Annotated in this window: 22 protein-coding genes; 9 read left to right on the plus strand and 13 right to left on the minus strand. The window is 71.9% G+C overall.

Annotation, left to right across the window (positions count from 1 at the left end; translation table 11 throughout):
* Genes M8C13_RS23655 through M8C13_RS23665 form a run of 3 tightly spaced genes read left to right on the plus strand, consistent with a single transcriptional unit; the run spans position 1 to position 3,004 of the window.
* Positions 1–1,128 carry an acyl-CoA dehydrogenase family protein gene (locus M8C13_RS23655; RefSeq protein WP_252482852.1) on the plus strand — a complete coding sequence of 376 codons (1,128 nt, stop codon included), beginning with the start codon at positions 1–3 and terminating at the stop codon, positions 1,126–1,128.
* Positions 1,125–2,039 carry an acyl-CoA dehydrogenase family protein gene (locus M8C13_RS23660; RefSeq protein WP_252482853.1) on the plus strand — a complete coding sequence of 305 codons (915 nt, stop codon included), beginning with the start codon at positions 1,125–1,127 and terminating at the stop codon, positions 2,037–2,039. Before M8C13_RS23655 ends, M8C13_RS23660 begins: the two co-directional genes overlap by 4 nt.
* Positions 2,024–3,004 (plus strand): acyl-CoA dehydrogenase family protein, encoded by a 981-nt coding sequence (locus tag M8C13_RS23665; protein ID WP_252482854.1) that lies wholly within the window; start codon positions 2,024–2,026, stop codon positions 3,002–3,004. The genes M8C13_RS23660 and M8C13_RS23665 overlap by 16 nt, the downstream gene beginning before the upstream one ends.
* Here the strand turns inward: M8C13_RS23665 and hsaB are convergent.
* The 8 genes from hsaB to M8C13_RS23705 are packed head-to-tail and all read right to left on the minus strand — an operon-like array spanning position 2,973 to position 10,767.
* Positions 2,973–3,515, minus strand: coding sequence for a 3-hydroxy-9,10-secoandrosta-1,3,5(10)-triene-9,17-dione monooxygenase reductase subunit (gene hsaB / locus M8C13_RS23670; RefSeq protein WP_252482855.1), 543 nt, complete (start codon positions 3,513–3,515; stop codon positions 2,973–2,975). The two genes, M8C13_RS23665 and hsaB, sit on opposite strands and share 32 nt — an antisense overlap.
* Positions 3,512–4,417: an iron-dependent extradiol dioxygenase HsaC gene (gene hsaC / locus M8C13_RS23675; protein WP_252482856.1), complete on the minus strand. Its 906-nt coding sequence runs from the start codon at positions 4,415–4,417 to the stop codon at positions 3,512–3,514. The genes hsaB and hsaC overlap by 4 nt, the downstream gene beginning before the upstream one ends.
* A complete protein-coding gene (gene hsaD, locus M8C13_RS23680) occupies positions 4,417–5,286 on the minus strand; it encodes a 4,5:9,10-diseco-3-hydroxy-5,9,17-trioxoandrosta-1(10),2-diene-4-oate hydrolase (protein WP_252482857.1) in 870 nt (289 codons plus the stop codon). Before hsaD ends, hsaC begins: the two co-directional genes overlap by 1 nt.
* Entirely contained in the window at positions 5,286–6,452 is a 1,167-nt protein-coding gene (gene hsaA, locus M8C13_RS23685; protein WP_252482858.1) for a 3-hydroxy-9,10-secoandrosta-1,3,5(10)-triene-9,17-dione monooxygenase oxygenase subunit, read from the minus strand. Before hsaA ends, hsaD begins: the two co-directional genes overlap by 1 nt.
* Positions 6,449–7,501, minus strand: a complete 1,053-nt coding sequence (gene dmpG, locus M8C13_RS23690; RefSeq protein ID WP_252482859.1) for a 4-hydroxy-2-oxovalerate aldolase — start codon at positions 7,499–7,501, stop codon at positions 6,449–6,451. The genes hsaA and dmpG overlap by 4 nt, the downstream gene beginning before the upstream one ends.
* Positions 7,498–8,388 carry an acetaldehyde dehydrogenase (acetylating) gene (locus M8C13_RS23695; RefSeq protein WP_252482860.1) on the minus strand — a complete coding sequence of 297 codons (891 nt, stop codon included), beginning with the start codon at positions 8,386–8,388 and terminating at the stop codon, positions 7,498–7,500. Before M8C13_RS23695 ends, dmpG begins: the two co-directional genes overlap by 4 nt.
* On the minus strand, positions 8,385–9,179 hold the full coding sequence (locus M8C13_RS23700; RefSeq protein WP_252482861.1) for a 2-keto-4-pentenoate hydratase: 795 nt from the start codon (positions 9,177–9,179) through the stop codon (positions 8,385–8,387). Before M8C13_RS23700 ends, M8C13_RS23695 begins: the two co-directional genes overlap by 4 nt.
* On the minus strand, positions 9,166–10,767 hold the full coding sequence (locus M8C13_RS23705; RefSeq protein ID WP_252482862.1) for an FAD-binding protein: 1,602 nt from the start codon (positions 10,765–10,767) through the stop codon (positions 9,166–9,168). Before M8C13_RS23705 ends, M8C13_RS23700 begins: the two co-directional genes overlap by 14 nt.
* A gap of 125 nt (positions 10,768–10,892) precedes the next feature.
* Between M8C13_RS23705 and kstD the strand changes: the two genes are divergently transcribed.
* Genes kstD through M8C13_RS23735 form a run of 6 tightly spaced genes read left to right on the plus strand, consistent with a single transcriptional unit; the run spans position 10,893 to position 16,601 of the window.
* The gene (gene kstD / locus M8C13_RS23710; RefSeq protein ID WP_252482863.1) at positions 10,893–12,536 is read left to right on the plus strand and encodes a 3-oxosteroid 1-dehydrogenase; all 1,644 of its coding nucleotides are present in this window, start codon (positions 10,893–10,895) and stop codon (positions 12,534–12,536) included.
* Positions 12,536–13,672, plus strand: coding sequence for a Rieske 2Fe-2S domain-containing protein (locus tag M8C13_RS23715; RefSeq protein WP_252482864.1), 1,137 nt, complete (start codon positions 12,536–12,538; stop codon positions 13,670–13,672). Before kstD ends, M8C13_RS23715 begins: the two co-directional genes overlap by 1 nt.
* Positions 13,662–13,913, plus strand: coding sequence for a hypothetical protein (locus M8C13_RS23720; protein ID WP_252482865.1), 252 nt, complete (start codon positions 13,662–13,664; stop codon positions 13,911–13,913). The genes M8C13_RS23715 and M8C13_RS23720 overlap by 11 nt, the downstream gene beginning before the upstream one ends.
* On the plus strand, positions 13,906–14,916 hold the full coding sequence (locus M8C13_RS23725) for a ferredoxin--NADP reductase (protein ID WP_252482866.1): 1,011 nt from the start codon (positions 13,906–13,908) through the stop codon (positions 14,914–14,916). The genes M8C13_RS23720 and M8C13_RS23725 overlap by 8 nt, the downstream gene beginning before the upstream one ends.
* A gap of 10 nt (positions 14,917–14,926) precedes the next feature.
* Positions 14,927–15,766 carry a MaoC/PaaZ C-terminal domain-containing protein gene (locus tag M8C13_RS23730; protein WP_252482867.1) on the plus strand — a complete coding sequence of 280 codons (840 nt, stop codon included), beginning with the start codon at positions 14,927–14,929 and terminating at the stop codon, positions 15,764–15,766.
* A gap of 34 nt (positions 15,767–15,800) precedes the next feature.
* Positions 15,801–16,601, plus strand: a complete 801-nt coding sequence (locus M8C13_RS23735) for an NADPH:quinone reductase (RefSeq protein ID WP_252482868.1) — start codon at positions 15,801–15,803, stop codon at positions 16,599–16,601.
* Here M8C13_RS23735 and M8C13_RS23740 read toward each other — a convergent pair.
* Genes M8C13_RS23740 through M8C13_RS23760 form a run of 5 tightly spaced genes read right to left on the minus strand, consistent with a single transcriptional unit; the run spans position 16,591 to position 20,601 of the window.
* A complete protein-coding gene (locus M8C13_RS23740) occupies positions 16,591–17,760 on the minus strand; it encodes a lipid-transfer protein (RefSeq protein ID WP_252482869.1) in 1,170 nt (389 codons plus the stop codon). The two genes, M8C13_RS23735 and M8C13_RS23740, sit on opposite strands and share 11 nt — an antisense overlap.
* Positions 17,757–18,152: a MaoC family dehydratase gene (locus M8C13_RS23745; RefSeq protein ID WP_252482870.1), complete on the minus strand. Its 396-nt coding sequence runs from the start codon at positions 18,150–18,152 to the stop codon at positions 17,757–17,759. The genes M8C13_RS23740 and M8C13_RS23745 overlap by 4 nt, the downstream gene beginning before the upstream one ends.
* Complete coding sequence (locus tag M8C13_RS23750; protein WP_252482871.1) at positions 18,149–19,042, minus strand: bifunctional MaoC family dehydratase N-terminal/OB-fold nucleic acid binding domain-containing protein; 894 nt, start codon at positions 19,040–19,042, stop codon at positions 18,149–18,151. The genes M8C13_RS23745 and M8C13_RS23750 overlap by 4 nt, the downstream gene beginning before the upstream one ends.
* Before the next feature lie 10 nt (positions 19,043–19,052).
* Entirely contained in the window at positions 19,053–20,201 is a 1,149-nt protein-coding gene (locus M8C13_RS23755) for an acyl-CoA dehydrogenase family protein (RefSeq protein ID WP_252482872.1), read from the minus strand.
* Positions 20,191–20,601, minus strand: coding sequence for an acyl-CoA dehydrogenase family protein (locus tag M8C13_RS23760; protein WP_252482873.1), 411 nt, complete (start codon positions 20,599–20,601; stop codon positions 20,191–20,193). Before M8C13_RS23760 ends, M8C13_RS23755 begins: the two co-directional genes overlap by 11 nt.
* Positions 20,602–21,060 lie beyond the last annotated feature (459 nt).

Below are 21,060 nucleotides of genomic sequence, written 5' to 3' on the forward strand. Positions count from 1 at the left end.
GTGGACCTGACCCTGGACGCCGAGTCCCGCGCTTTCCGGGCCGAGGCAACGGAATGGCTGGCCGCGCACACCCCGGATCGGCTGCCGTCACTCGACACGGCGGAGGGGTTCGCCGCGCACCGCGAGTGGGAACGCACGCTGGCCCGGCATCGCTGGTCGGTGGTGAGCTGGCCCAAGGAGTTCGGCGGCCGGGACGCCTCGCTGCTGCACTGGCTGCTGTTCGAGGAGACCTACTACGCCGCGGGAGCCCCGGCCCGGGTCAGCCAGAACGGCATCTTCCTGCTGGCCCCCACCCTGTTCACGCACGGCACCGAGGAGCAGCGGCGCCGCCTGCTGCCACCGATGGCCAGTGCGGAGCAGGTGTGGGCGCAGGCCTGGTCCGAACCCGAGGCGGGCAGCGACCTGGCCGGGATCCGCAGCAGGGCAAGGCGAACCGACGGCGGCTGGCTGCTGTCCGGGCAGAAGACCTGGAGCTCGCGGGCCGCCTTCGCCGACCGCGCCTTCGGCCTGTTCCGCACCGACCCGGCCGCCGAGCGCCACCGCGGCCTGACCTACTTCCTGTTCGACCTGCGCGCCCCCGGCGTCACCGTGCGCCCGATCCCGCAGCTGGACGGCGAACCGGGCTTCGCCGAGATCTTCCTGGACGAGGTCTTCGTGCCGGAGGCCGATGTCCTTGGCGCGCCGGGAGACGGCTGGCGGGTGGCGATGAGCACCTCGGCCAACGAACGCGGCCTGTCCCTGCGCAGCCCCGGCCGTTTCCAGGCCACCGCCAGAAAACTCGTGGAACTGTGGCAGCGCACGGAGAATCCCGGCCTGCGGGACCGGGTGGTGGACGCCTGGATCGGCGCCCAGTCCTACCGGCTGCACACCCTGGCCACCGTCACCCGCCTGGCCGAGGGCGGTGAGCTGGGCGCGGAGTCCAGTACTGGCAAGCTGTTCTGGTCGGAGCTGGACCTGGACCTGCATGAGACCGCCTTGGAACTGCTGGGCGCGGAAGCCGAGCTGGACGGCGACTGGCTGCGCGGCTGGCTGTTCGCGCTGGCCGGGCCGATCTACGCGGGCACCAACGAGATCCAGCGCACGGTGGTGGCCGAACGCCTGCTCGGTCTGCCCAGGAGCCCGCGATGAGATTCACCCTCACCCCGGAGCAGACCGAGTTCGCCAAGTCCCTGCACACCGCCCTGGACGCCACCGCGGACCCGTGGCCTGTCCTGGTCGAGCTGGGAGTCCCGGCGCTGTTGATCCCGGATCGGCACGGCGGGCTGGGCGCGGAGCCACTCGACCTGGTGGTGGCGGTGGAGGAACTGGGCCACCACGCCGTCCCCGGCCCGCTCGCCGACACCCTGGCCGCCCTGCCGGTGCTGCTGGCCGGGCACCCGGAACTGTTGGCAGAGCTGGTTTCCGGCACCCGGGCTTCGCTGGTCATGCCGCCGCACGCGCCGCTCGCACTGTCCGCCGACCGCTACTTCCACTTCGACGGGGACACCCTCGCCACGGGCGAACCCGGCCCGGCCAAAGCCTCCGTCGACCCCCACCGGCACCTCCACCACATCGCGCCCGCCGAACCCCTCGCCAGCGGTCCCACCGTCCGCGAAGCCGCCGCGCGGGCCTTCAACCTCGCCACCCTGGTCACCGCCGCGCAACTGCTCGGCGCCGCCCGCGCCATGCTGGAGCTCACCCTCCGGCACGCCAAGTCCCGCACCCAGTTCGGCCGCCCGGTCGGCGCGTTCCAAGCGGTCCAGCACCGCCTCGCCGACACCCACGTGGCCCTCGAACTGGCGCGTCCCCTCACCTACGCCGCCGCCCTCACCCTGACCGCCCGCGACGTCTCCGCGGCCAGGGTCGCCGCCGCCGAGGCCGCGCACCGCACGGCCAGGACCGCCCTGCAACTGCACGGCGCGATCGGCTACACCCGGGAATATCCGCTCAGCCGCTGGCTCACCTTGGTCCGCGCCCTGCGCACCAGCTGGGGCACCCAGGACCACCACCGCGGCCGGGTGCTGGCCGCGCTCACGGAGGAACCATGGACCTGGGACTGACCGAGGAACAACTCGCCCTGCGCGCCACCATCCGCTCCGCGATCTCCCGGGGCCGCAGGGAGATCGACCTCGGACTGTCCATTCCGGACACCTACGGTGGCCAGGGCGGCGGCTTGGCCGAAGTGGCCGTCGCGCTGGGCGAGCTCCGGCTCATGCCCAACCCCCTCCTCAGTTCAACCCTGGCCGCCCAGGCGATCCTGGCCACCGGCAACCAGGAAGCCTGCGCCCGCCTGCTCCCGCGCATCGCGGCCGGCGAACCGGCGACCCTGGCCTGGACCGACCACACAGGACACTGGGACACCCCGGCCTGCGCCTACGACGGCACCCTGACCGGCACCGCGCACTACGTCCTGGACGGCGACCTCACCCTGGTCCTGGCCCGAACCGAAACGGGTCCGGCGCTGATGCTGCCCAAGACGTGTTTCCGCGTCGACACCAACGCCCTGGACCCCACCCGCCCGCTGGCCACCGTCGAATGCGCCGACACCCCGGCCGAGCACCTCGGCCCGGCCGACCCCGCCGCGCTCCGCGACCTGGCGGTCACCCTGCTGGCCTACGAGCAGGCCGAGATCGCCGCCGAAGCCCTGGCCCGCACGGTCGACTACGCCAAGAACCGGGTCCAGTTCGGCCGGCCGATCGGCTCCTTCCAGGCGATCAAACACCGCCTCGCCGACCTGCACCTCACCGTGGAGACCGCCCGCTCCGCCGCCCTGCACGCCCTGCTCAACCCCGGCCCCGAACAGGCCGCGCTGGCCAAGGTGCACTGCTCGGAAGCACTGTCCACAGTGGCCGGTGAGATGATCCAGCTGCACGGCGGCATCGCGATCACCTGGGAGCACGAGGCGCACCTGTTCTTCAAACGCGCGCACGGCAGCGCCCAGCTGTTCGGCAGCCCAGAGCAGCACCTGGATCGCCTCACCGAACTTCTCGGCTTCACACCCAGTCAGTCGGCCGAGGCCAGGTGACCAGCTCCTCCAACGGTCCCGACGGCTCACCGCCCCTTTCAGCGGCCGCGTACCGCCCCCGGTAGAACAGCAGCGGCCGACCATCGTTGACCGGTCCCAGCGCCCGCACCTCACCGACCACGATCACGTGGTCCCCGGCCTCGTGCTCGGTCCGCAGCACGCAGTCCACCCAGGTCAGCACCCCGGCCAGCAACGGCGATCCGCTCTCCGCGGGACTCCAGTCCACTCCGGCGAACTTGTCCGGCCCGCTGCGACCGAACACAGTGGACAGTCCCTGCTGCTCCCCGGCGAGCACGTTCACCGCGAACACCCCGGCCGCCCTGATCACCGGCAGCGACCGGGACTCCTTGCCCGCGCAGAACAGCACCAGCGGCGGATCGAGGGACAGCGCGGCGAAGGACTGGCAGGCGAACCCGGCCGGTCCCGGCGCGGTCACCACGGCCACCCCGGTGCAGAAGTGGCCGAGCACCGCGCGGAACCGGGCCGCGGTCAGTCCACTGTGCACGGTCACGACGGTGGCCCGCCGATGCTGAAGTCGTGGCCCCACAGGCTGACCGCGGTGCTCTCCCTGGCGATCCAGGTCTCGTCCTCCACCTGCCTGCCCTCGCAGCCGTACTCCACGTCGAACCCGCCGGGGGTCTTCATGTAGAAGGACAGCATCAGGTCGTTGACGTGCCGTCCCAGGGTCGCCGACATCGGCACCTTGCGCCGCAGCGCCCGGTCCAGGCACAGCCCCACGTCGTCGGGCTCCTCCACCTCCACCATCAGGTGCACGATCCCGGACGGGGTGGGCATCGGCAGGAACGCCAGGCTGTGGTGGCGCGGGTTGCAGCCGAAGAACCGCAGCCAGGCCGGTTCCCCGTCCGCCGGCCGCCCGACCAGCTGTGGTGGCAGGCGCATCGAGTCGCGCAGCCGGAAACCGAGCACGTCCCGGTAGAAGGTCAGCGCGGCCGCGTCGTCGTGGGTGGAGAGCACCACGTGCCCGAGGCCCTGCTCGCCGGTGACGAACCGGTGCCCGTAAGGGCTGACCACCCGCCGGTGTTCCAGCGCGGCGCCGTGGAAGACCTCCAGGGTGTTGCCGGAGGGGTCCTCGAAACTGATCATCCCGGTGACCCGGCGGTCGGCCAATTCGGCCTTCTCCGCAGACTTCACCGGCACACCTGCGGCATCCAGCCGCGCCGCCACCTCGGCCAGTTCGGCCTCGTTGGCCACCTCCCAGCCCGCGGCGGCCAGCCGGTCCCGTTCCCCGGGCAGGATCACCAACCTGGCCGGGAAGTCGTCCATCCGCAGGTACAGCGCGTCCGGATCCGCGCCCTTGCCCTCGACCATGCCGAGCACCTTGAGCCCGAACTCCCGCCACTTCGGCACGTCGGTCGCCTCGATGCGCAGGTAGGCCAACGATCGGATGCCCATCAGTCCTCCCCGAGGAAGTCCAGCGCCAACCGGTTGAACTCGGCGAACTTCTCCAGCTGCGCCCAGTGCCCGCACCGTCCGAACACGTGCAGCTGCGCGCGCGGGATCAGCTTGAGCGGCAGCAGCGCCCCGTCCAGCGGGTTGACCCGGTCCTCCCGGCCCCACACCAGCAGCACCCGCTGCCGCAGCCGGTGCGCCTCCCGCCACAGCATGCCGTCCTCGAAGCTGTCCGGCCTGGAGAACGACTTGCCCATGGAAGCCATGGCGCGCAACGACTCCGGCGCGCTGGCCACCGCGAACCGTTCTTCCACCAGCTCGTCGGTGACCAGCGCGGGGTCGAAGACCAGGGTGCGCAGGAAGTCGGCGAGCTTCTCCCGGCTGGGTCCCGGCGGCGCGCCGAACTTGGCCAGCTTCTTCACGCCTTCGGTCGGGTCGGGCGCGAACACGTTGAGCCCCAACCCGCCTGGCGCCATCAGCACCAGCCGCCCGGCCCGTGCCGGGTGCCGCAGCGCGAACCGGACCGCGGTGCCGCCGCCGAGGGAGTTGCCGAGCAGGTCCGCCCGCCCGATGCCCAGGTGGTCCAGCAGCGCCAGCAGGGCGTCCGCGCTGAAGGTGAAGTAGTGCCCGGTGATCTCCGGTTTCGCCGAGTGCCCGAAACCCGGCTGGTCCAGCATGATCACCCGGTGTCGCTGCGCGAACACCGGCAGGTTGCGGCCGAAGTTGCTCCACGAGCTCGCGCCGGGCCCGCCGCCGTGCAGCAGCACCAGTGGCGGGCCGTCGGCGGGTCCGGCCTGGTGGTAGTGCAGACGCAGCCCGCCGACCTCGGCGTACTCGCTGGTGGACTCGAAGCTCAGCACCTGGGCGGTCATCAGAACATCCCGTCCCGCACCGGGATGCCCAGCTCGTGCTTGCCGAACATCACCAGCGCGCGTTCCAGGTCGTTGGCCGCGTGCGCCCGCGCGGCGTGCGCGTCCCGCCAGAAGCGCGGGATGGGCAGGCCGTTGTTGATCGCTTTGCCACCGGCGGACTCGAACAGCCGGTCGATCGCGGCGATCGCCCGTCCGGTGCCCATCACCTGGTCCCGCCTGGCCCGCAGCCGCAGCGTCACCGGGATCCGCTCACCGGCCTCGGCCAGCGCCATCTCTTCGTCCACAGTGGACTTCAGCTGCTGCCAGGCGGCGTCGATCTCGCCTGCCGCCTCGGCGATGCGCACCTGCGCGAACGGGTCCTCGGCCGCCTTCTCCCCGAGGTAGGCCGCGCGCAGCCGGGCTTTGGTGTGCCCGACGTGCTCCTGGTAGGCGCCGCGGGCCATGCCGATGATCGGCGCGGTGATCGCGTACGGGTGCACGGTGCCGTAGGGCAGCCGGTAGATCGGCTCCGGGTTGACCTCCTGGCCGGGGCACACGCACTTCGCGGTGTGGCTGAAGCTCAGGGTGCGGTGCTCGGGCACGAACACGTCCTCGACCAGGATGTCGTTGCTGCCGGTGCCGCGCAGCCCGACCGTGTCCCAGACGTCCACAATGGAGTAGTCGGCGATCGGCAGTAGAAAGGTCCGGAAGTCCACCGGTTTGTCCTCCGGGCCGAGCACGAGCCCGCCGAGCAGCACCCAGGTGGCGTGGTCGCAGCCGGAGGAGAAGCTCCACCGGCCGCTGAACCGGAACCCGCCGTCCACCGGTGTGGCCCGCCCGGCCGGGGCGTAGGAGGAGGAGGCCAGGGTGTCCTGGTTCTCGCCCCACACCTCCTGCTGCGCCCGGTCGTCGAACAGGCCGATGTGCCAGGGGTGCACGCCGAGCACCGAGGCCACCCAGCCGGTGGAGCCGCAGGCGGAGGCGATCAGCGCGACCGCCTGGTAGAACTCCAGCGGGTTGGCCGCCGCCCCGCCGTAGCGGGTGGGTTGCAGCAGCTTGAAGAACCCGTTCTCCTGCAAGGCCTTGATGGACTCGGCGGGGATCCGGCGCAGGTCCTCGGCCTCCTGCGCCCGGTCCCGCAGCGCGGGCAGCAGCTCGCGGACGGCGGCGGTCACCTGCTCGGTCATGGCGTGATCCCGTTCTCTCGCTGGAGCTCCAGGGCGATGTCGATCAGCTGGTCCTCCTGGCCGCCGACCAGCCTGCGCCGGCCCGCGCGGAGGAGGATCTGCGCGCCGGAGACCTGGTAGCGGCTGGCCACCTGGTCGGCGTGCTTGAGGAAGCTGGAGTAGACGCCGGTGTAGCCCATCACCAGGGCCAGCCGGGAGAGCAGGCACTCCTCGGGCATGGCCGGGCGGACCACGTCCTCGGCGGCGTCGGCGATGGCGAAGAAGTCGATGCCGGTGCGGAAGCCGAGCTTGTCGGCGACCGCGGTGAACGCCTCGGTCGGCGTGTTCCCGGCCCCGGCGCCGAACCTGCGCGCGCTACCGTCGATCTGCCGTGCGCCCGCGCGGACCGCGGCCACCGAGTTGGCCACCGCGAGTCCGAGGTTCTCGTGCCCGTGGAAGCCGACCTGCGCGTCCTCGCCGAGCTCGGCGACCAGCGCGGCCACCCGGTCGCTGACCTGTTCCAGCACCAGCGCGCCCGCCGAGTCGACCACGTAGACGCACTGGCACCCGGCGTCGGCCATGATCCGCGCCTGCTTGGCCAGGGCCTCCGGTGGCTGGGAGTGCGCCATCATCAGGAATCCGACGGTCTCCAGGCCCCAGTCGCGGGCCAGCCCGAAGTGCTGAACCGAGATATCCGCTTCGGTGCAATGTGTCGCGATTCTGCATATGCGCGCGCCGTTGTCCCTGGCCGCGAGGATGTCGTCGGTGACGCCGACCCCGGGCAACATCAGGAACGCGATCCGCGCGCTGGTCGCGGTTTCCGCGGCGATGCGGATGAGGTCCTGTTCGGGGGTGTGGCTGAAGCCGTAGGCGAAGGAGGAGCCGCCGAGCCCGTCGCCGTGGGTCACCTCGATCACCGGCACCCCGGCCCCGTCCAGGGCGGCCACGATCGCGCGGACCTCCTCGCCGGTGAACTGGTGCCGCTTGTGGTGCGACCCGTCGCGCAGCGAGGTGTCGGTCACCCGGACTGAGACGATGCTCGACCCCGCAAGCGAGTCTTCGGAAATCATCCCCGCACCTCCACAAGCTTCTCCCCCACCCGCGTCGCGGCGGCGGTCATGATGTCCAGGTTTCCGGCGTACGGCGGCAGGAAGTCTCCCGCGCCCTCCACCTCCAGGAACACCGTCACCCGCGCCATGCCGCCGGTCGCCGGGCCCGGATCGTCGTACTGGGGTTCATTGAGCAGCCGGTAGCCGGGCACGTACCCGGCGATCTCCTCGGCCATCGCCAGCACCGAGGCGGTGATCGCGGCCCGGTCGGCGTCCTCGGGAATCGCGCAGAACACGGTGTCCCGCATGACCATCGGCGGATCGGCCGGGTTGAGCACGATGATCGCCTTGCCGCGTTCCGCGCCGCCGATCCGCTCGATGCCGCTGGCGGTGGTGCGGGTGAACTCGTCGATGTTGGCCCTGGTGCCGGGTCCGGCGGAGACCGAGGCGACGCTGGCCACGATCTCGGCGTAGCGCACCGGGACGACCCTGGACACCGCGTGCACCATGGGAATGGTGGCCTGGCCGCCGCAGGTGGTGAGGTTGACGTTGGTCGCCTCCCGGTGCAGGCCCAGGTTGACCGGCGGCACGATGGCCGGGCCGAGCGCGGCCGGGGTCAGGTCGATCGCGGTGATCCCGGCCTCGGCGTAGCGCGGCGCGTTGGCCCGGTGCACCGCGGCCGAGGTCGCCTCGAACACCAGCTGGGGCCGGTCCGGCTGGGCCAGCAGCCAGTCCACGCCGTCGGTGGTGGTCGCCAGGCCCAGGTCGGCGGCCCGTTTCAGGCCCGGGCTGTCCGGATCGATGCCGACCATCCACTGTGGACTGATCACCGGTGAGCGGAGCAGCTTGTACAGCAGGTCGGTGCCGATGTTGCCGGAGCCGATGATGGCGGCGGCCGCCTTGCTCATGCCGAACCCTCCTGGAAGCTCAGGGACACCGCGCCGAGTCCGGCGAACTCGGCCCGGAAGGTGTCGCCGGGGCGGGCGTCGTAGGCGCGGGTGCAGGAGCCGGGCAGCACCACGTCCCCGGCGCGCAGCCGGACGCCGAAGCCGGCCACCTTCCCGGCCAGCCAGGCCACCGCGGTCGCCGGGTTGCCCAGCACCGCGTCGCTGCGTCCCTTGGCCAGCACCTCGCCGTTGCGGGACAACGTGGCCCAGATGCCGCGAATGTCCACACGGGACGGTGGCACGCGGGCCGCGCCGAGCACGAACGCGGCCGAGGAGGCGTTGTCGGCCACGGTGTCCGGCAGGCTGATCCGCCAGTCGGTGATCCGGCTGTCGATCAGCTCGATGGCCGGGGCCAGCGCGGCGGTCCTGGCCAGCACCTCGGTCTCGGTGCAGCCCGGCGGCAGGTCCTCGCCGAGGATGAAGGCCACCTCGACCTCCACCCTGGGCCGGCAGAACCGGTCCGCGGCCACCGGTTCGTCCTCCGACAGGGCCATGTCATCCAGGAGGTGCCCGTAGTCCGGTTCGGTGACGCCCATCATCTGCTGCATGGCCGCCGAGGACAGGCCGACCTTGTGGCCGAGCACCCGCCTGCCCTCGGCCAGCCGCCGCCGGATGTTGATCAGCTGGATCTCGTAGGCGTCCACCACGTCGATGCCGCGGTGGCTGCGGACCAGCGGGCTGATCGGTCTTCGGTCGAGCTCGGCGACGCGCAACCGCTCGGCCGCGTCGGCGCGCTGGTCAGCGGTGAGCACCGGACCTCCTGGTGGCGGCGAGGTGGGCTCCGGCGCGGCGGCCGGAGAACACGCAGTCGGCCAGGGAAAGGCCGCTGACGTAGGAACGCGAGCAGATGCCGACCGCGGACCGTCCGGCGGCGTACAGTCCGGCGATGGCCGAGCCGTCCGGCCTGCGCACCGCCCCGGTCCGCTCGTCCACCACCAGTCCGCCCAGTGGCAGCATCGGGCACGGGTTGAGCCGGTTGCGGATCGACATGTCCAGCAAGGAGAACGGCGGCCGGAGCTCCCTGGACAGCTCCAGCGGCCGTCCGGTCGGGTCGGCGGCGTGGCGGCGCACCCGGTGGTGGTGAGCGGTGACGGTGGCGCGCAGCCCGGCCGGGTCGATGCCGGCGCGGGCGGCCACGGACTCCAGGGTCGGTCCGGTGACCCGCGCGGCGAGCTGGGCGTAGCCCTGGATCCGTTGGAACCACAGCGCTTGCCGCCGCAGCTGACGGCGGGCCTCGGCCAGGATGCCGGCGTCCACCAGCAGCCAGCCGCGGCCCTGGTGCCGGGTGATCAGCGCCTCGCCGACGGCCGCGCCGTAGCGGGACTCGTCGATCACCCTCCGACCGGCGCGATCCACCAGCAGCCCGGACAGCAACGCGCTGGGCGGGCTGAGGAACCGCCACGCGGACACCCGGTCCAGCAGTCCGGTCGCCGCCCCGGCCGCCACGCCGAGCCGGATGCCGGAGCCGTCATCTCCCGGCGTGCCCAGGACCAAGCCGCCGCGGTAGTCCGGCGCGTGCTCGGCGAGCATGGCCCGGTTCGCGGCGAACCCACCGGCGGCGATCACCACGCCCCGGCCCGCCCCGATCCGGAGCTGCCTGCCGTGCCGTCGTTCCAGCCACTCCGCCTGCCGGTGCAGGATCCCGCGCAGCCAGGGCAGGTACACCCCGGGCTTGGCCGCGTACCGGCTCAACAGCCGGTGTGCCAGCCGGATCCGGCGCGGCGCGCGGGCCAGGGTCCGGCAGGCCACCCCGGTGACCCGGCCGCCTTCGACGATCAGCCGTTCGGCCGTGGTCTGGGTGAGCACCCGCGCCCCGTGCCTGCGCGCCGAGGCGGCCAGTGCGGCGAACAGCGTCGCCCCCGAGGTGCCCAATCCTTTGGCGCGGTGGCCGCGCGGGGCGGGCACGGCGTAGCGGCGGAAGGCGCCGGAGTTCTCGCTGCCGGAGAAGTACAGGTAGTAGCGGTTGTCCGGGTAGGAGGTCTTGTACGGGCACAGGCTGCCCTCGAACGGCACGCCCTGGCGGCGCAGCCAGTCCAGCGCCTCGGCGCTGGTGGCGCAGAAGCGGCGCAGGGTCTCCGGGGACACCGCGTCGCCGACCTCCTCGCGCAGGTAGGCGTGCATGGCCTCGACCGAGTCGCCCACCCCGGCCGCGGCTTGGATCCTGGTGCCACCACCGGCGTAGACCACCCCGCCGGAGATCGCGGTGGTGCCGCCGCCACTGAACCGGTCCACCACCAGCACGTCCGCGCCTCCCTCGGCGGCCTCGATGGCCGCACACGCGCCCGCCGCGCCGAAGCCGAGGACGACCACCTCGGCGTGCGCGTCCCATGTGGTGGACACCGATCCTCCCGAAGCCCGTGTGCAACACGTTCTCTTCGCTCGATCGCAGCAATCTAGGCCAACCATAGCGTCTTGCCCCGAAAAAACTATAACCTGTTTCAGTCTGATGTTCGAGGGAGGTGGTCATGGAGGTCGACCTCGTCGTGGTGGGCAGCGGGGCCGCGGGCCTGACCGCCGCGCTGACCGCGGCCAGGAACGGGCTGACCGCGCTGGTGGTGGAGAAGTCCGCGCGCTACGGCGGTTCCACCGCCCGCTCCGGTGGCGCGATCTGGTTGCCCGGCAACTCCGTGCTGCGCGCGGCCGGGGTGGCCGAGCCCGAGGGTTCGGCGGCGGCCTACCTGGCGCACCTGCTCGGCGACACCGTGCCCGAGGCCCGCTGGCGGGCGCTGCTGGCGCACGGCCCGGACATGCTCGACCTGGTGCTGGCCACCACGCCGCTGCGCCTGACCTGGGTGCCCGGCTATTCCGACTACTACCCCGAGGCGCCCGGCGGAATGCCCGGCGGCCGAACGGTGGAACCGCGCCCGGTCAGCGCGAACTCCCTCGGCGGTGAGGTCGAGGACCTGGCGCCGCCGTACCTGTCCGCGCAGTTCGGGCTGACCGTGACCGCCGAGGACTACCGCTGGCTGAACCTGGTGCTGCGGCATCCGCGCGGGCTGCTGCGGGCGGCCAGGGTCGGGGCGCGCAAGCTGCGCGATGTGCTGCTGCGCCGGGAACCCGTGCTGGCCATGGGGCAGGCGCTGGCCGCTTGCCTGCGCTCCGGGCTGGTCCAGGCGGGGGTGCCGGTGTGGCTGAACACGCCGCTGCGCTCCCTGGTCGTCGAGGAGGACCGGGTCACCGGGATCAAGGTCGACGGCGAGCAGGGGGAGCAGATCATCACCGCCCGGTGCGGGGTGCTGTTGGCCTGCGGTGGTTTCGAGCGCAACGACGAGCTGCGCAAGGCGCACCACCGGCAGCCCAGCCACGCGGAGTGGACCGTGGGCGCGGAGGGCAACACCGGCGAGGGCATCGAGGTCGCGCTCGGGCTGGGCGCGGCGGTGGAGCTGATGGACGAGGCGTGGTGGGGGCCGTCGATCCCGTTGAGCGGCGGGCCGTACTTCTGCCTGGCCGAGCGCACCCTGCCCGGCTGCCTGCTGGTCAACGGGTCCGGGCGGCGCTTCGTCAATGAGGCCGCGCCGTACGTGGACGCGGTGCACGCCATGTATGCGGACAACCTGCCCACCTGGCTGATCTGCGACCAGCGCTACCGCAACCGCTACCTCTTCGCCGGGCTCCCGCCGCGGCAACCGTTCCCGGGCCGCTGGCTCAAGCTCGGGGTGGTGCGCAAGGCGGACAGCGTCGAAGCCCTCGCCGCCCAGATCGAGGTGCCCGCCGAGGCCCTGAAGTCCACTGTGGACAGGTTCAACGGGTTCGCCCGCAGCGGCAAGGACGAGGACTTCCGCCGTGGTGAGTCGGCCTACGACCGCTACTACGGCGATCCCCGGCAACGCCCCAACCCGTGCCTGGGGCCGGTGGACAAGGGACCGTTCTTCGCCATCCGTGTGGTGCCAGGGGATCTGGGCACCAAGGGCGGGTTGCGCACCGACGAGCACGCCAGGGTGCTGCGCGCCGACGGCTCGGCGATCCCCGGGCTGTACGCGGCCGGGAACGCCAGCGCCGCGGTGATGGGCCGCACCTACGCCGGGGCCGGCGCGACCATCGGCCCGGCGATGACCTTCGGCTACCTGGCCGCGCTGGACGCGGCACGGACCAAGGCAGGAGGAAGCTGATGACCGCTGCATCCGACGAGGTGCGGTTGATCGAGTCCGGCGCGCCGCCGACCCGGTTCGCCCGCGGCTGGCACTGCCTCGGCCTGGCCGCGACCTTCCGCGACGGCAAACCCCATGCGGTGGCAGCCTTCGGCACCAAGCTGGTGGTCTTCCAGGGCGATGACGACCGGCTGCACGTGCTGGACGCCTACTGCCGGCACATGGGCGGGGATCTCAGCCAGGGCACGGTGAAGGGCGCGAACATCGCCTGCCCGTTCCACGACTGGCGCTGGTCCGGCACCGGCCGCTGCGTGGAGATCCCTTACGCCAAAAGGGTTCCGCTGCGCGCGCGAACGAGGTCCTGGCTGACCCTTGAGGAGAACAAGCAGCTTTTCGTCTGGCACGACCCGCAGGGCAAGCCGCCGCCGGAGCACGTGGTGATCCCGCGGATCGAGGGCGCCTTCAGCGGCGAGTGGAGCAACTGGACCTGGGACTCGGTGCGCATCGACGGCTCGAACTGCCGGGAGATCATGGACAACGTGGTGGACATGGCGCACTTCTTCTACGTGCACTTCGCCTTCCCCACCTACTTCAAGAACGTCTTCGAGGGCCACATCGCCAGCCAGTACCTGACCACCCGCGGCCGCCCGGACGTGGCCGCGGTGTCCAACTACACCGGCGACGTCGAGGTCAAGTCCGAGGCCTCCTACTACGGCCCGTCCTACATGATCAACCACCTGGCCAACGACTACAAGGGCACCGTGATCGAGACGGTGCTGATCAACTGCCACTACCCGGTCAGCGCCAACTCCTTTGTATTGCAGTGGGGTGCGATCGTGAAGAAGCTGCCCGGCCTGACCGACGAGCACGCGGACAAGATCGCCGGGAAGTTCGCCCGCGGCATCGGCGTCGGTTTCCTGCAGGACGTGGAGATCTGGAAGAACAAGGCGCGCATCGACAACCCGCTGCTGTGTGAGGAGGATGGCCCGGTGTACCAGCTGCGCCGCTGGTACGACCAGTTCTACGTGGACGCCGAGGAGGTCACCGAGGACATGGTGCGGCGCTTCGAGTTCGAGGTCGACACCAGCCGCGCGGTGGCCGCCTGGCAGCGTGAGGTGGAGGAGAACCTGGCCCGGCGGGACGGCGATGGGCGGTGACCGCGCGGACTACCTCACCGGCGGGCTGCGCCCGTTCACCTGTCCCGGCTGCGCCACCGTGGTGCTGGTGAAGAAGAACAGCCCCGAGCACACCAGCGTGCAGTGGACCACCGCCACCACGGCCTGCCCGGAGCTGACCGGCCGCGACCGGCCGAGCGCCCAGGTCGTCGGCTGTCCGCGGTTGCGGGCCGGGATCGAGGCGGCGGTGGCCGAGGGCAGGCTGGCGGTGGGCGATGGCTGACCGCTTCCACCGGCTGCGGGTGGCCGCGGTGGTCGAGGAGACCGCGGACGCCCGGTCCCTGGTGTTCGAGGTGCCCTCGGAGCTCGCCGACCGCTTCCGCCACCGGCCGGGACAGTTCCTGACGCTGCGGATTCCCGGTGAGCGCGGGGAGATCGCGCGCAGCTACTCGCTGTGCAACGGTCCCGGCGAGCCGTTGACGGTCACGGTGAAGCGGGTGGCCGACGGCTACGGGTCGAACTGGCTCTGCGACCGGGTGTCCGCCGGCATGGAGCTGGACGTGCTCCCGCCGGCCGGCGTGTTCACCCCGGACTCGCTCGACGATGACCTGCTGCTGTTCGCCGGGGGCAGCGGGATCACCCCGGTCATCGCCATCGTCAAGGCGGTGCTGGCCAACGGTTCCGGCCGCCTGACCTTGTTCTATGCCAACCGGGACGAGCACTCGGTGATATTCGCCGCCGAGCTGCGCGCGCTGTGCGCCGCCCACCCGGACCGGCTCCAGGTGGTGCACTGGCTGGAGTCCGTGCAGGGCCTGCCCACCGTGCCCGCACTGCGCGCCTTCGCCGCTCCGCTGTCCGCCAGGCGGGTGTTCCTGTGCGGACCAGGCCCGTTCATGACCGCCGTCGTCGAAGCTTTGTCCACTGTGGATATTCCTGAGGACCGGATCCACCGCGAGGTCTTCCTGTCTCTGTCCGACAACCCGTTCGCCGCGACGCCCGAGGCGGATGTGGACGCCGCCGTGGTCGAGGTCGACCTGGACGGCGAGCAGCACACCCTGCCCTGGCCGCGACAGCGCAAGCTGCTGGACGTGCTGCTCGACCACGGCCTCGCTGCCCCCTACTCCTGCCGCGAGGGCGCGTGCAGCGCCTGCGCCTGCCGACTGGTGGACGGCAAGGTGACGCTGGCGCACAACGAGGTCCTGGACGAGGAGGACCTGGCCGAGGGGATCATCCTGGCCTGCCAGGCCCTGCCCGCCGCCGACTCGGTCCGGATCAGCTACCAGTGACGGGAGCGCCATGCCCATCGACCCCGACCGCGCGATCGGCGCCGAGCTGCCACCGGCGGAGTTCTCCTGGACCGAGTCCGACGTGCTGCTGTACCACCTGGCCCTCGGCGCGACCGAGCTCCGCTACGCCTACGAGGCCGGTCTGCGGGTGCTGCCCACCTTCGGCGTGGTCGCGCCCACGCTGCGGCTGACCGCCCCGCCCACGGTGTCCTATCCCGGCGTCGACCTGAATCTGGGCCAGGTGCTGCATGGTGAGCAGTCGATCAGCCTGCGCCGCCCCATCCCGGTGGCGGGCACCGCCCGGCTGGTGACCAGGATCGCCGCGGTCTACGACAAGGGCGAGTCCGCGGTGATCGTGCAGGAGTCCACAGTGGACATCGACGACGACCCGTTGTTCACCACCCGCTCCAGCATCTTCGCCCGTGGCGCGGGCGGCTTCGGCGGCGACCGCGGCCCCTCCAGCCGCTTCACCGCCCCCGTCGGCGATCCGGACGCGGTGCTGGACACCCCGACCCTGCCCCAGCAGGCCCTGCTGTACCGGCTCTGCGGCGACCGCAACCCGCTGCACGTCGATCCGGCCTTCGCCGCCGAGGCCGGGTTCTCGAGCCCGATCCTGCACGGCCTGTGCACCTACGGAATGGTCGCCAAGTCCGTTGTGGACGGTGCGCTGGACGGCGATCCCGACCGCCTGGTCAGCTTCAGCGCCCGGTTCACCGGTGTGCTCTACCCCGGCGAGCCGGTGCGCACCCGGCTCTGGCGGTCGGCGGCGGACTGGGTGTTCGTGACCACCGCACCCGACCGCGCGGAGGCCCCGGTGCTCACCGGTTCACTGACCGCGCTGGCCGCTTGACCTCCACCAAGCTGGAACTCCTACCGTCCGGGCCATGAGCTTCTTGGTGGTGGGAAACGCGGACGGAATCGCCGGCCTGGTCGAGCGGCTGCTCATCCAGGCGGGCGCGCCAGTGCGCCGGGTGGAGCTGACCAGCCCCGACCGGCTGCGCGCGGCGGCCGCCGACCGGACCGCGGTGTTCCTGGACTGGCCCTACGACCGGGTGCACGCGGTGTTCCCGTACGCGGACACCGCCCCGGAGGTCGTCTCCGCGCTGGCCGGACCGGGCCGCCGGATCGTGCTGCTGTCCACACACGCGGTCCGCGACGACGAGCCGCCGACCTCCTTCCACGGCACCCTGGAACTGCTGCTGCGCGCGGCCACTCCGGACTGGACCGCGCTGCGGATGAGCATGCCGGCCTCGATCACCCTGGCCTGGGCGGAGGAGCTGCGCGCCACCGGCGTGGTGCACGGCCCGTACGCGCTGGCCGCCCGCACCCTGGTCGACGAGCGCGACGTGGCCGAGGTCGCGGCCAGGGTGCTGCTGGACGGCGGGCACACCGGCCGCGCCCACTACGTCACCGGGCCGGTCGCGCTGACCCACGCCGACCGCGTCCGCATCCTCGGCGAGACCTTCGGTGAAACCTGGCGCTACCAGGAGATCCCGCGCGCGGAGTTCCGCGAACGGCTGCTCGCCACCTGGTCACCCGAGCACGCCGACGGCATCCTGGACCACATGGCGCGCCAGGTGAGCGACCCGGAGCAGCCGACCGACGTGGTCGAGCGGATCACCGGCCACCCGGCGCGGTCGCTGGCCGAGTGGGCCCGCGCGCACGCCGCGGAGTTCAGCCGGTGAGCACCAGCGCGCTGGTCGGCACCCCGGTGCCCGCGGTGACCAGCACGTTGTCCACTGTGGACACCTGGTTGGCCGCGGTGCCCCGGAGTTGCCGGACCGCCTCGGTGATCCCGTTCATGCCGTGCAGGTAGGCCTCGCCGAGCTGTCCGCCGTGCGGGTTGACCGGCAGCCGCCCGTCGATCTCGATGCCGCCGTCGGCCAGGAAGTGCCGCGCCTCACCGGGTCCGCAGAACCCGAGCTCCTCCAGCTGGACGAGCACGAACGGGGTGAAGTGGTCGTAGAGCACCGCGACCTGGACCTCGGCCGGGCCGATCCCGGCCTGCCGCCACAGCTGTTCGCCGACCACCCGCATCTCCGGCAGCCCGGCCAGGCCGTCGCGGTAGTAGCTGGTCATCACGAACTGGTCCGGCCCGCTGCCCTGGGCCGCGGCGCTGATCACCGCGGGCCGCTGCCGCAGGTCCCGCGCCCGTTCCGCGCTGGTGACCACCAGTGCCACGCCGCCGTCGCTTTCCTGGCAGCAGTCCAGCAGCCGCAACGGTTCGGCGATCCACCGGGAGTCCTGGTGGTCGGCCAGGGTGATCGGCCGCCGGTGGAACCAGGCGTTCGGGTTGGTCGCGGCGTGCCTGCGCATGGCGACCGCGACCCGGCCGAAGTCCTCGGTGCTCGCGCCGTACTCGTGCAGGTAGCGGCGGGCGAACATGGCGACCATCGCGGCCGGGGTGGCCAGGCCCATCGGGTAGTGCCAGCTGTTGTCCACGCCGTTGGTGTTGGGCTGCTGCGCGGCCGCGGCGTGTGCCAGCCCGAACCGGGTGCCGGAGCGCTCGTTGAAGGCCCGGTACACCACCACGACCTCGGCGATCCCGGTGGCCACCGCCATCGCGGCCTGCTGCACGGTGGCGCAGGCCGCGCCGCCGCCGTAGTTGATCCGGCTGAAGAACCTCAGCTCGGGCAGGCCGAGCTCCCTGGCCACCGCGATCTCGGCGTTGCCGTCCATGGTGAAGGTCACCAGACCGTCCACATCGGACACTTCCAGTCCGGCGTCGGCGAGTGCGGCCTGGATCGACTCCACGGCCAGGCGCAGCTCGCTGCGGCCGGAGTCCTTGGAGAACTCGGTGGCCCCGATCCCGGCGATGGCCGCGGCCCCGGACAGCGGGCTCATGGCGTGCCTCCCAGCTCGATGCGGACCGTTCCGGTGACGTGGTCACCGAGCCGGCAGCTGCCGACCACCGACACCACGAACCCGTTGTCGCCGAAGGTCTCCCGCACCCGGCCGCGGAAGGTGAGCGTGTCGTAGGCGTAACAGGGCACGCCCAGCCGGATGTTCACCCCGCGCACCCACACCCCCGGCCCGCCCCAGTCGGTGACGAACCGCTGCACCAGCCCGGTGGTGGTGAGGATGTTGAGGAAGATGTCCGGGGAGCCGCGCCGGATCGCCGCGTCCCGGTCGTGGTGCACGTCCTGGTAGTCGCGGGTGGCGATGGCGGTGCTGATGATGAACGTCGGCGTGACCTCGATGACCAGCTCGGGCAGCTCCACACCGGTGGTGATCATACCTCCACCGCCCGCCAGGCCGGGATCGCGAACTCGCCCCGCCGCTGGAACTCCACCCGCACCGACTGTCCGATGTGGACCTCCGAGGGCTCGACGTCCAGCAGTTCGCCGACCATCCGCGGCCCCTCGGCCAACTCCACCAGCGCGATCACGAACGGCCCGGTGTGCCCGGGGACCGCGGGATGGTGGTGCACGACGAAGCTGTACACCGTGCCGAGCCCGCTCACCACCACGTGCTCCGGCCGGAGCTCCTGGCAGCGCGGGCACATCGGCCCCGGCGGGTGCCGCAGCTCGCCGCAGGCCCCGCACCGCTGGATGCGCAGCTCACCGAGGGCGGCGCCTGCCCAGAAGAACTCGGTGTCCTTGCTGACCAGCGGCGGTATCCCAGCCGGCGGCGGGGGCGGTGCGGGCCGGTACTTGTAGACCCGGAACAGCATCTCGGCGACCGCTTCGGCGCCGGAGTACCAGGTGTTGTGCACGGTGACGAACCAGCCTTCGCCGAGCGCGGTCCGCTTCGGCCCGGTGACCTGGTCCAGCCGGGTGGTGACGGCCAGGGTCTCGCCCGGTCTCAGGTAGCGGTGGTAGGTCTGCTCGCAGTTGGTGGCCACGATCGACGGGTAGCCCGCCTCGTCCAGCACCTCCAGGATCTGCCCGAACGGATCGGCGGGATCCCGTTCCCCGTGCAGCCCCATCATGGTCCACACCTGCGCCATCGCCGGTGGCGCCAGTTCGGGGTAGCGCGGGTCGGTGTCGCCGAGGGCCTCGGTCCAGCTCCGGATCATCGGCTCGTTCACCGGGTCCCGGCCGAAGCGCAGCCCGCTCACCCCGGTGGCGGCGATCCGCTCGGCCGCCGCCCGCACTGCTTCCTCGCTGTCCACAGTGGACGTCATCCTGCTCCTCTCACCGTGGCGGCCTCGGCAGCCCGAGTCCGGCGGTGACGATCAGCTCCCGCTGGATCTCGTTGACCCCGCCGCCGAAGGTCAGCACCAGGTTCCGTTTCGCCTGCAGGTCCAGCCAGCGCAGCAGTTCCGCGGTGTCCGGTTCGGCCGGGTCCCCGTACCGCCCGACCAGGTCGAGCACGGTCCGCCCGACCCTGAGCACCAGTTCGGAGGAGAACACCTTGGTGATCGAGGCATCCGCCACGTCCACCGCCCCCTCGGCCGAGGCGACCTGCCAGTTCAGCAGCTCGTTGACCCGCATACCCGCCCGCGCGGATATCAAGTCGCGCTGTATATCCGCGTTCCCGGCCAGTCCGTGCGCCGTGGCCCATTCGTCGAACCGGTCCAGCAGCGCGGCCACCCGCCCGGCCGGACCGAGCATGACCCGCTCGTGGTTGAGCTGCATGGTGATCAGCCGCCACCCGGCGTGCTCCGCCCCGACCCGCATGCCCACCGGCACCCGCACGTCGGCGTAGTAGGTGGCGTTGACGTGGTGCGCCCCGTCGCAGGTGATGATCGGCGTCCAGCTGAACCCGGGATCCCTGGCGTCCACGATGAGGATCGAGATCCCCTTGTGCCGCGGCGCGGCCGGATCGGTGCGACAGGCCAGCCAGATGTAGTCGGCGTCGTGCGCCCCGGTGGTGAACACCTTCTGCCCGTTGACCACGTACTCATCGCCGTCCCGCACCGCGCTGGTCCGCAACGCGGCGAGATCGGTCCCGGCCTCCGGCTCGGTGTACCCGATGGCGAAGTGCAGCTCCCCGGCCAAGATCCGCGGCAGGAAGAACTCCTTCTGCTCCGGTGTCCCCAGCGCCTGCAACGTCGGCCCGACCGTCTGCAACGTCACCCCCGGCAACGGCACATCCGCCCGCGCCGCCTCGTTGACGAAGATCTGCTGCTCCACCTGCCCAAACCCACGCCCCCCGTACTCGACCGGCCAGCCCACCCCCAGCCAGCCGTCCCGCCCGAGCCGCCGCACGATGTCCCGGTACACCGGCCCGTGCCGCTCGGTCCGCAACACCTCCCGCTCCGCGGCCGTGACCAGCCCCGCGAAGTACTCCCGCAGCTCATCCCGCAGCGCCCGCTGCGCCGCACTCAGCTCAATACGCACGCAACGCCCCCAGGAACCGCACCAGATCCCGCCCCAGCGCCGAAAACCGGTGCAACGGATAACTGACATCCAGCCCCAGCCCGCCATGCAGGTGATGACAGGTCTCCAACGCCCCGGGCAACCCCTCCCCCACCCAGTACCCGGCAACCGCGACATCCTCCCGAGCCGCCAACCCCTCCCCCAACTTCCAGCAGGCCGCCCTGGTCACCAACTCCACCGTCCGCGCCGTGATCCGCACATCCGCGACCTGCATCGCCACTGCCTGGAACTCCGCCAGCACCCGCCCGAACTGCCGCCGCTGCCCCACATGCGCCACCGTCAGCCCCAACGCTCCCGCCAGCAACCCCTCCCCGAACGCACACGCCCCCACCACCGCGCACTGCCGCAACTCCTCCGCCACCCGCCCACTGCCGTCATCCCCCAGCAGCCCAACAGGTTCCGCCCCAGCCAACCGAACCGTGCACTCCGGCGCCCCCGACGAAGACGGCGTCGCCACCAGCTCAACCCCCGCCCCCCGAGGATCCAGCACCGCCACCCCACGCCCGCCACCCGCAAGGGAGACAACAACAAGCACCCACCGAGCCCACTCCGCGAACGGCACCCCCACCGCCACCCCGGTCAGCCCATCCGCCCCCCACACCACATCCGTCCGCCCCACCGCCGCCGTCAAACCCCCACCCGCCAACAGCTGATCCTGCTGCGCCCCAGTCCCCAGCCGAGCCACCGGCAGCACCCCCAACGCCAAGTGCGCCAACCCCGGCGACACCACCCCACCCCGCCCAACCTCAGTCAGCAACCCGGCGGTCTCCAACACCCCAAACCCACAACCACCCAACCCCACCCGCACCCCCAACCACAC

This window comes from Crossiella sp. SN42 (assembly GCF_023897065.1).
GTDB lineage: Bacteria > Actinomycetota > Actinomycetes > Mycobacteriales > Pseudonocardiaceae > Crossiella.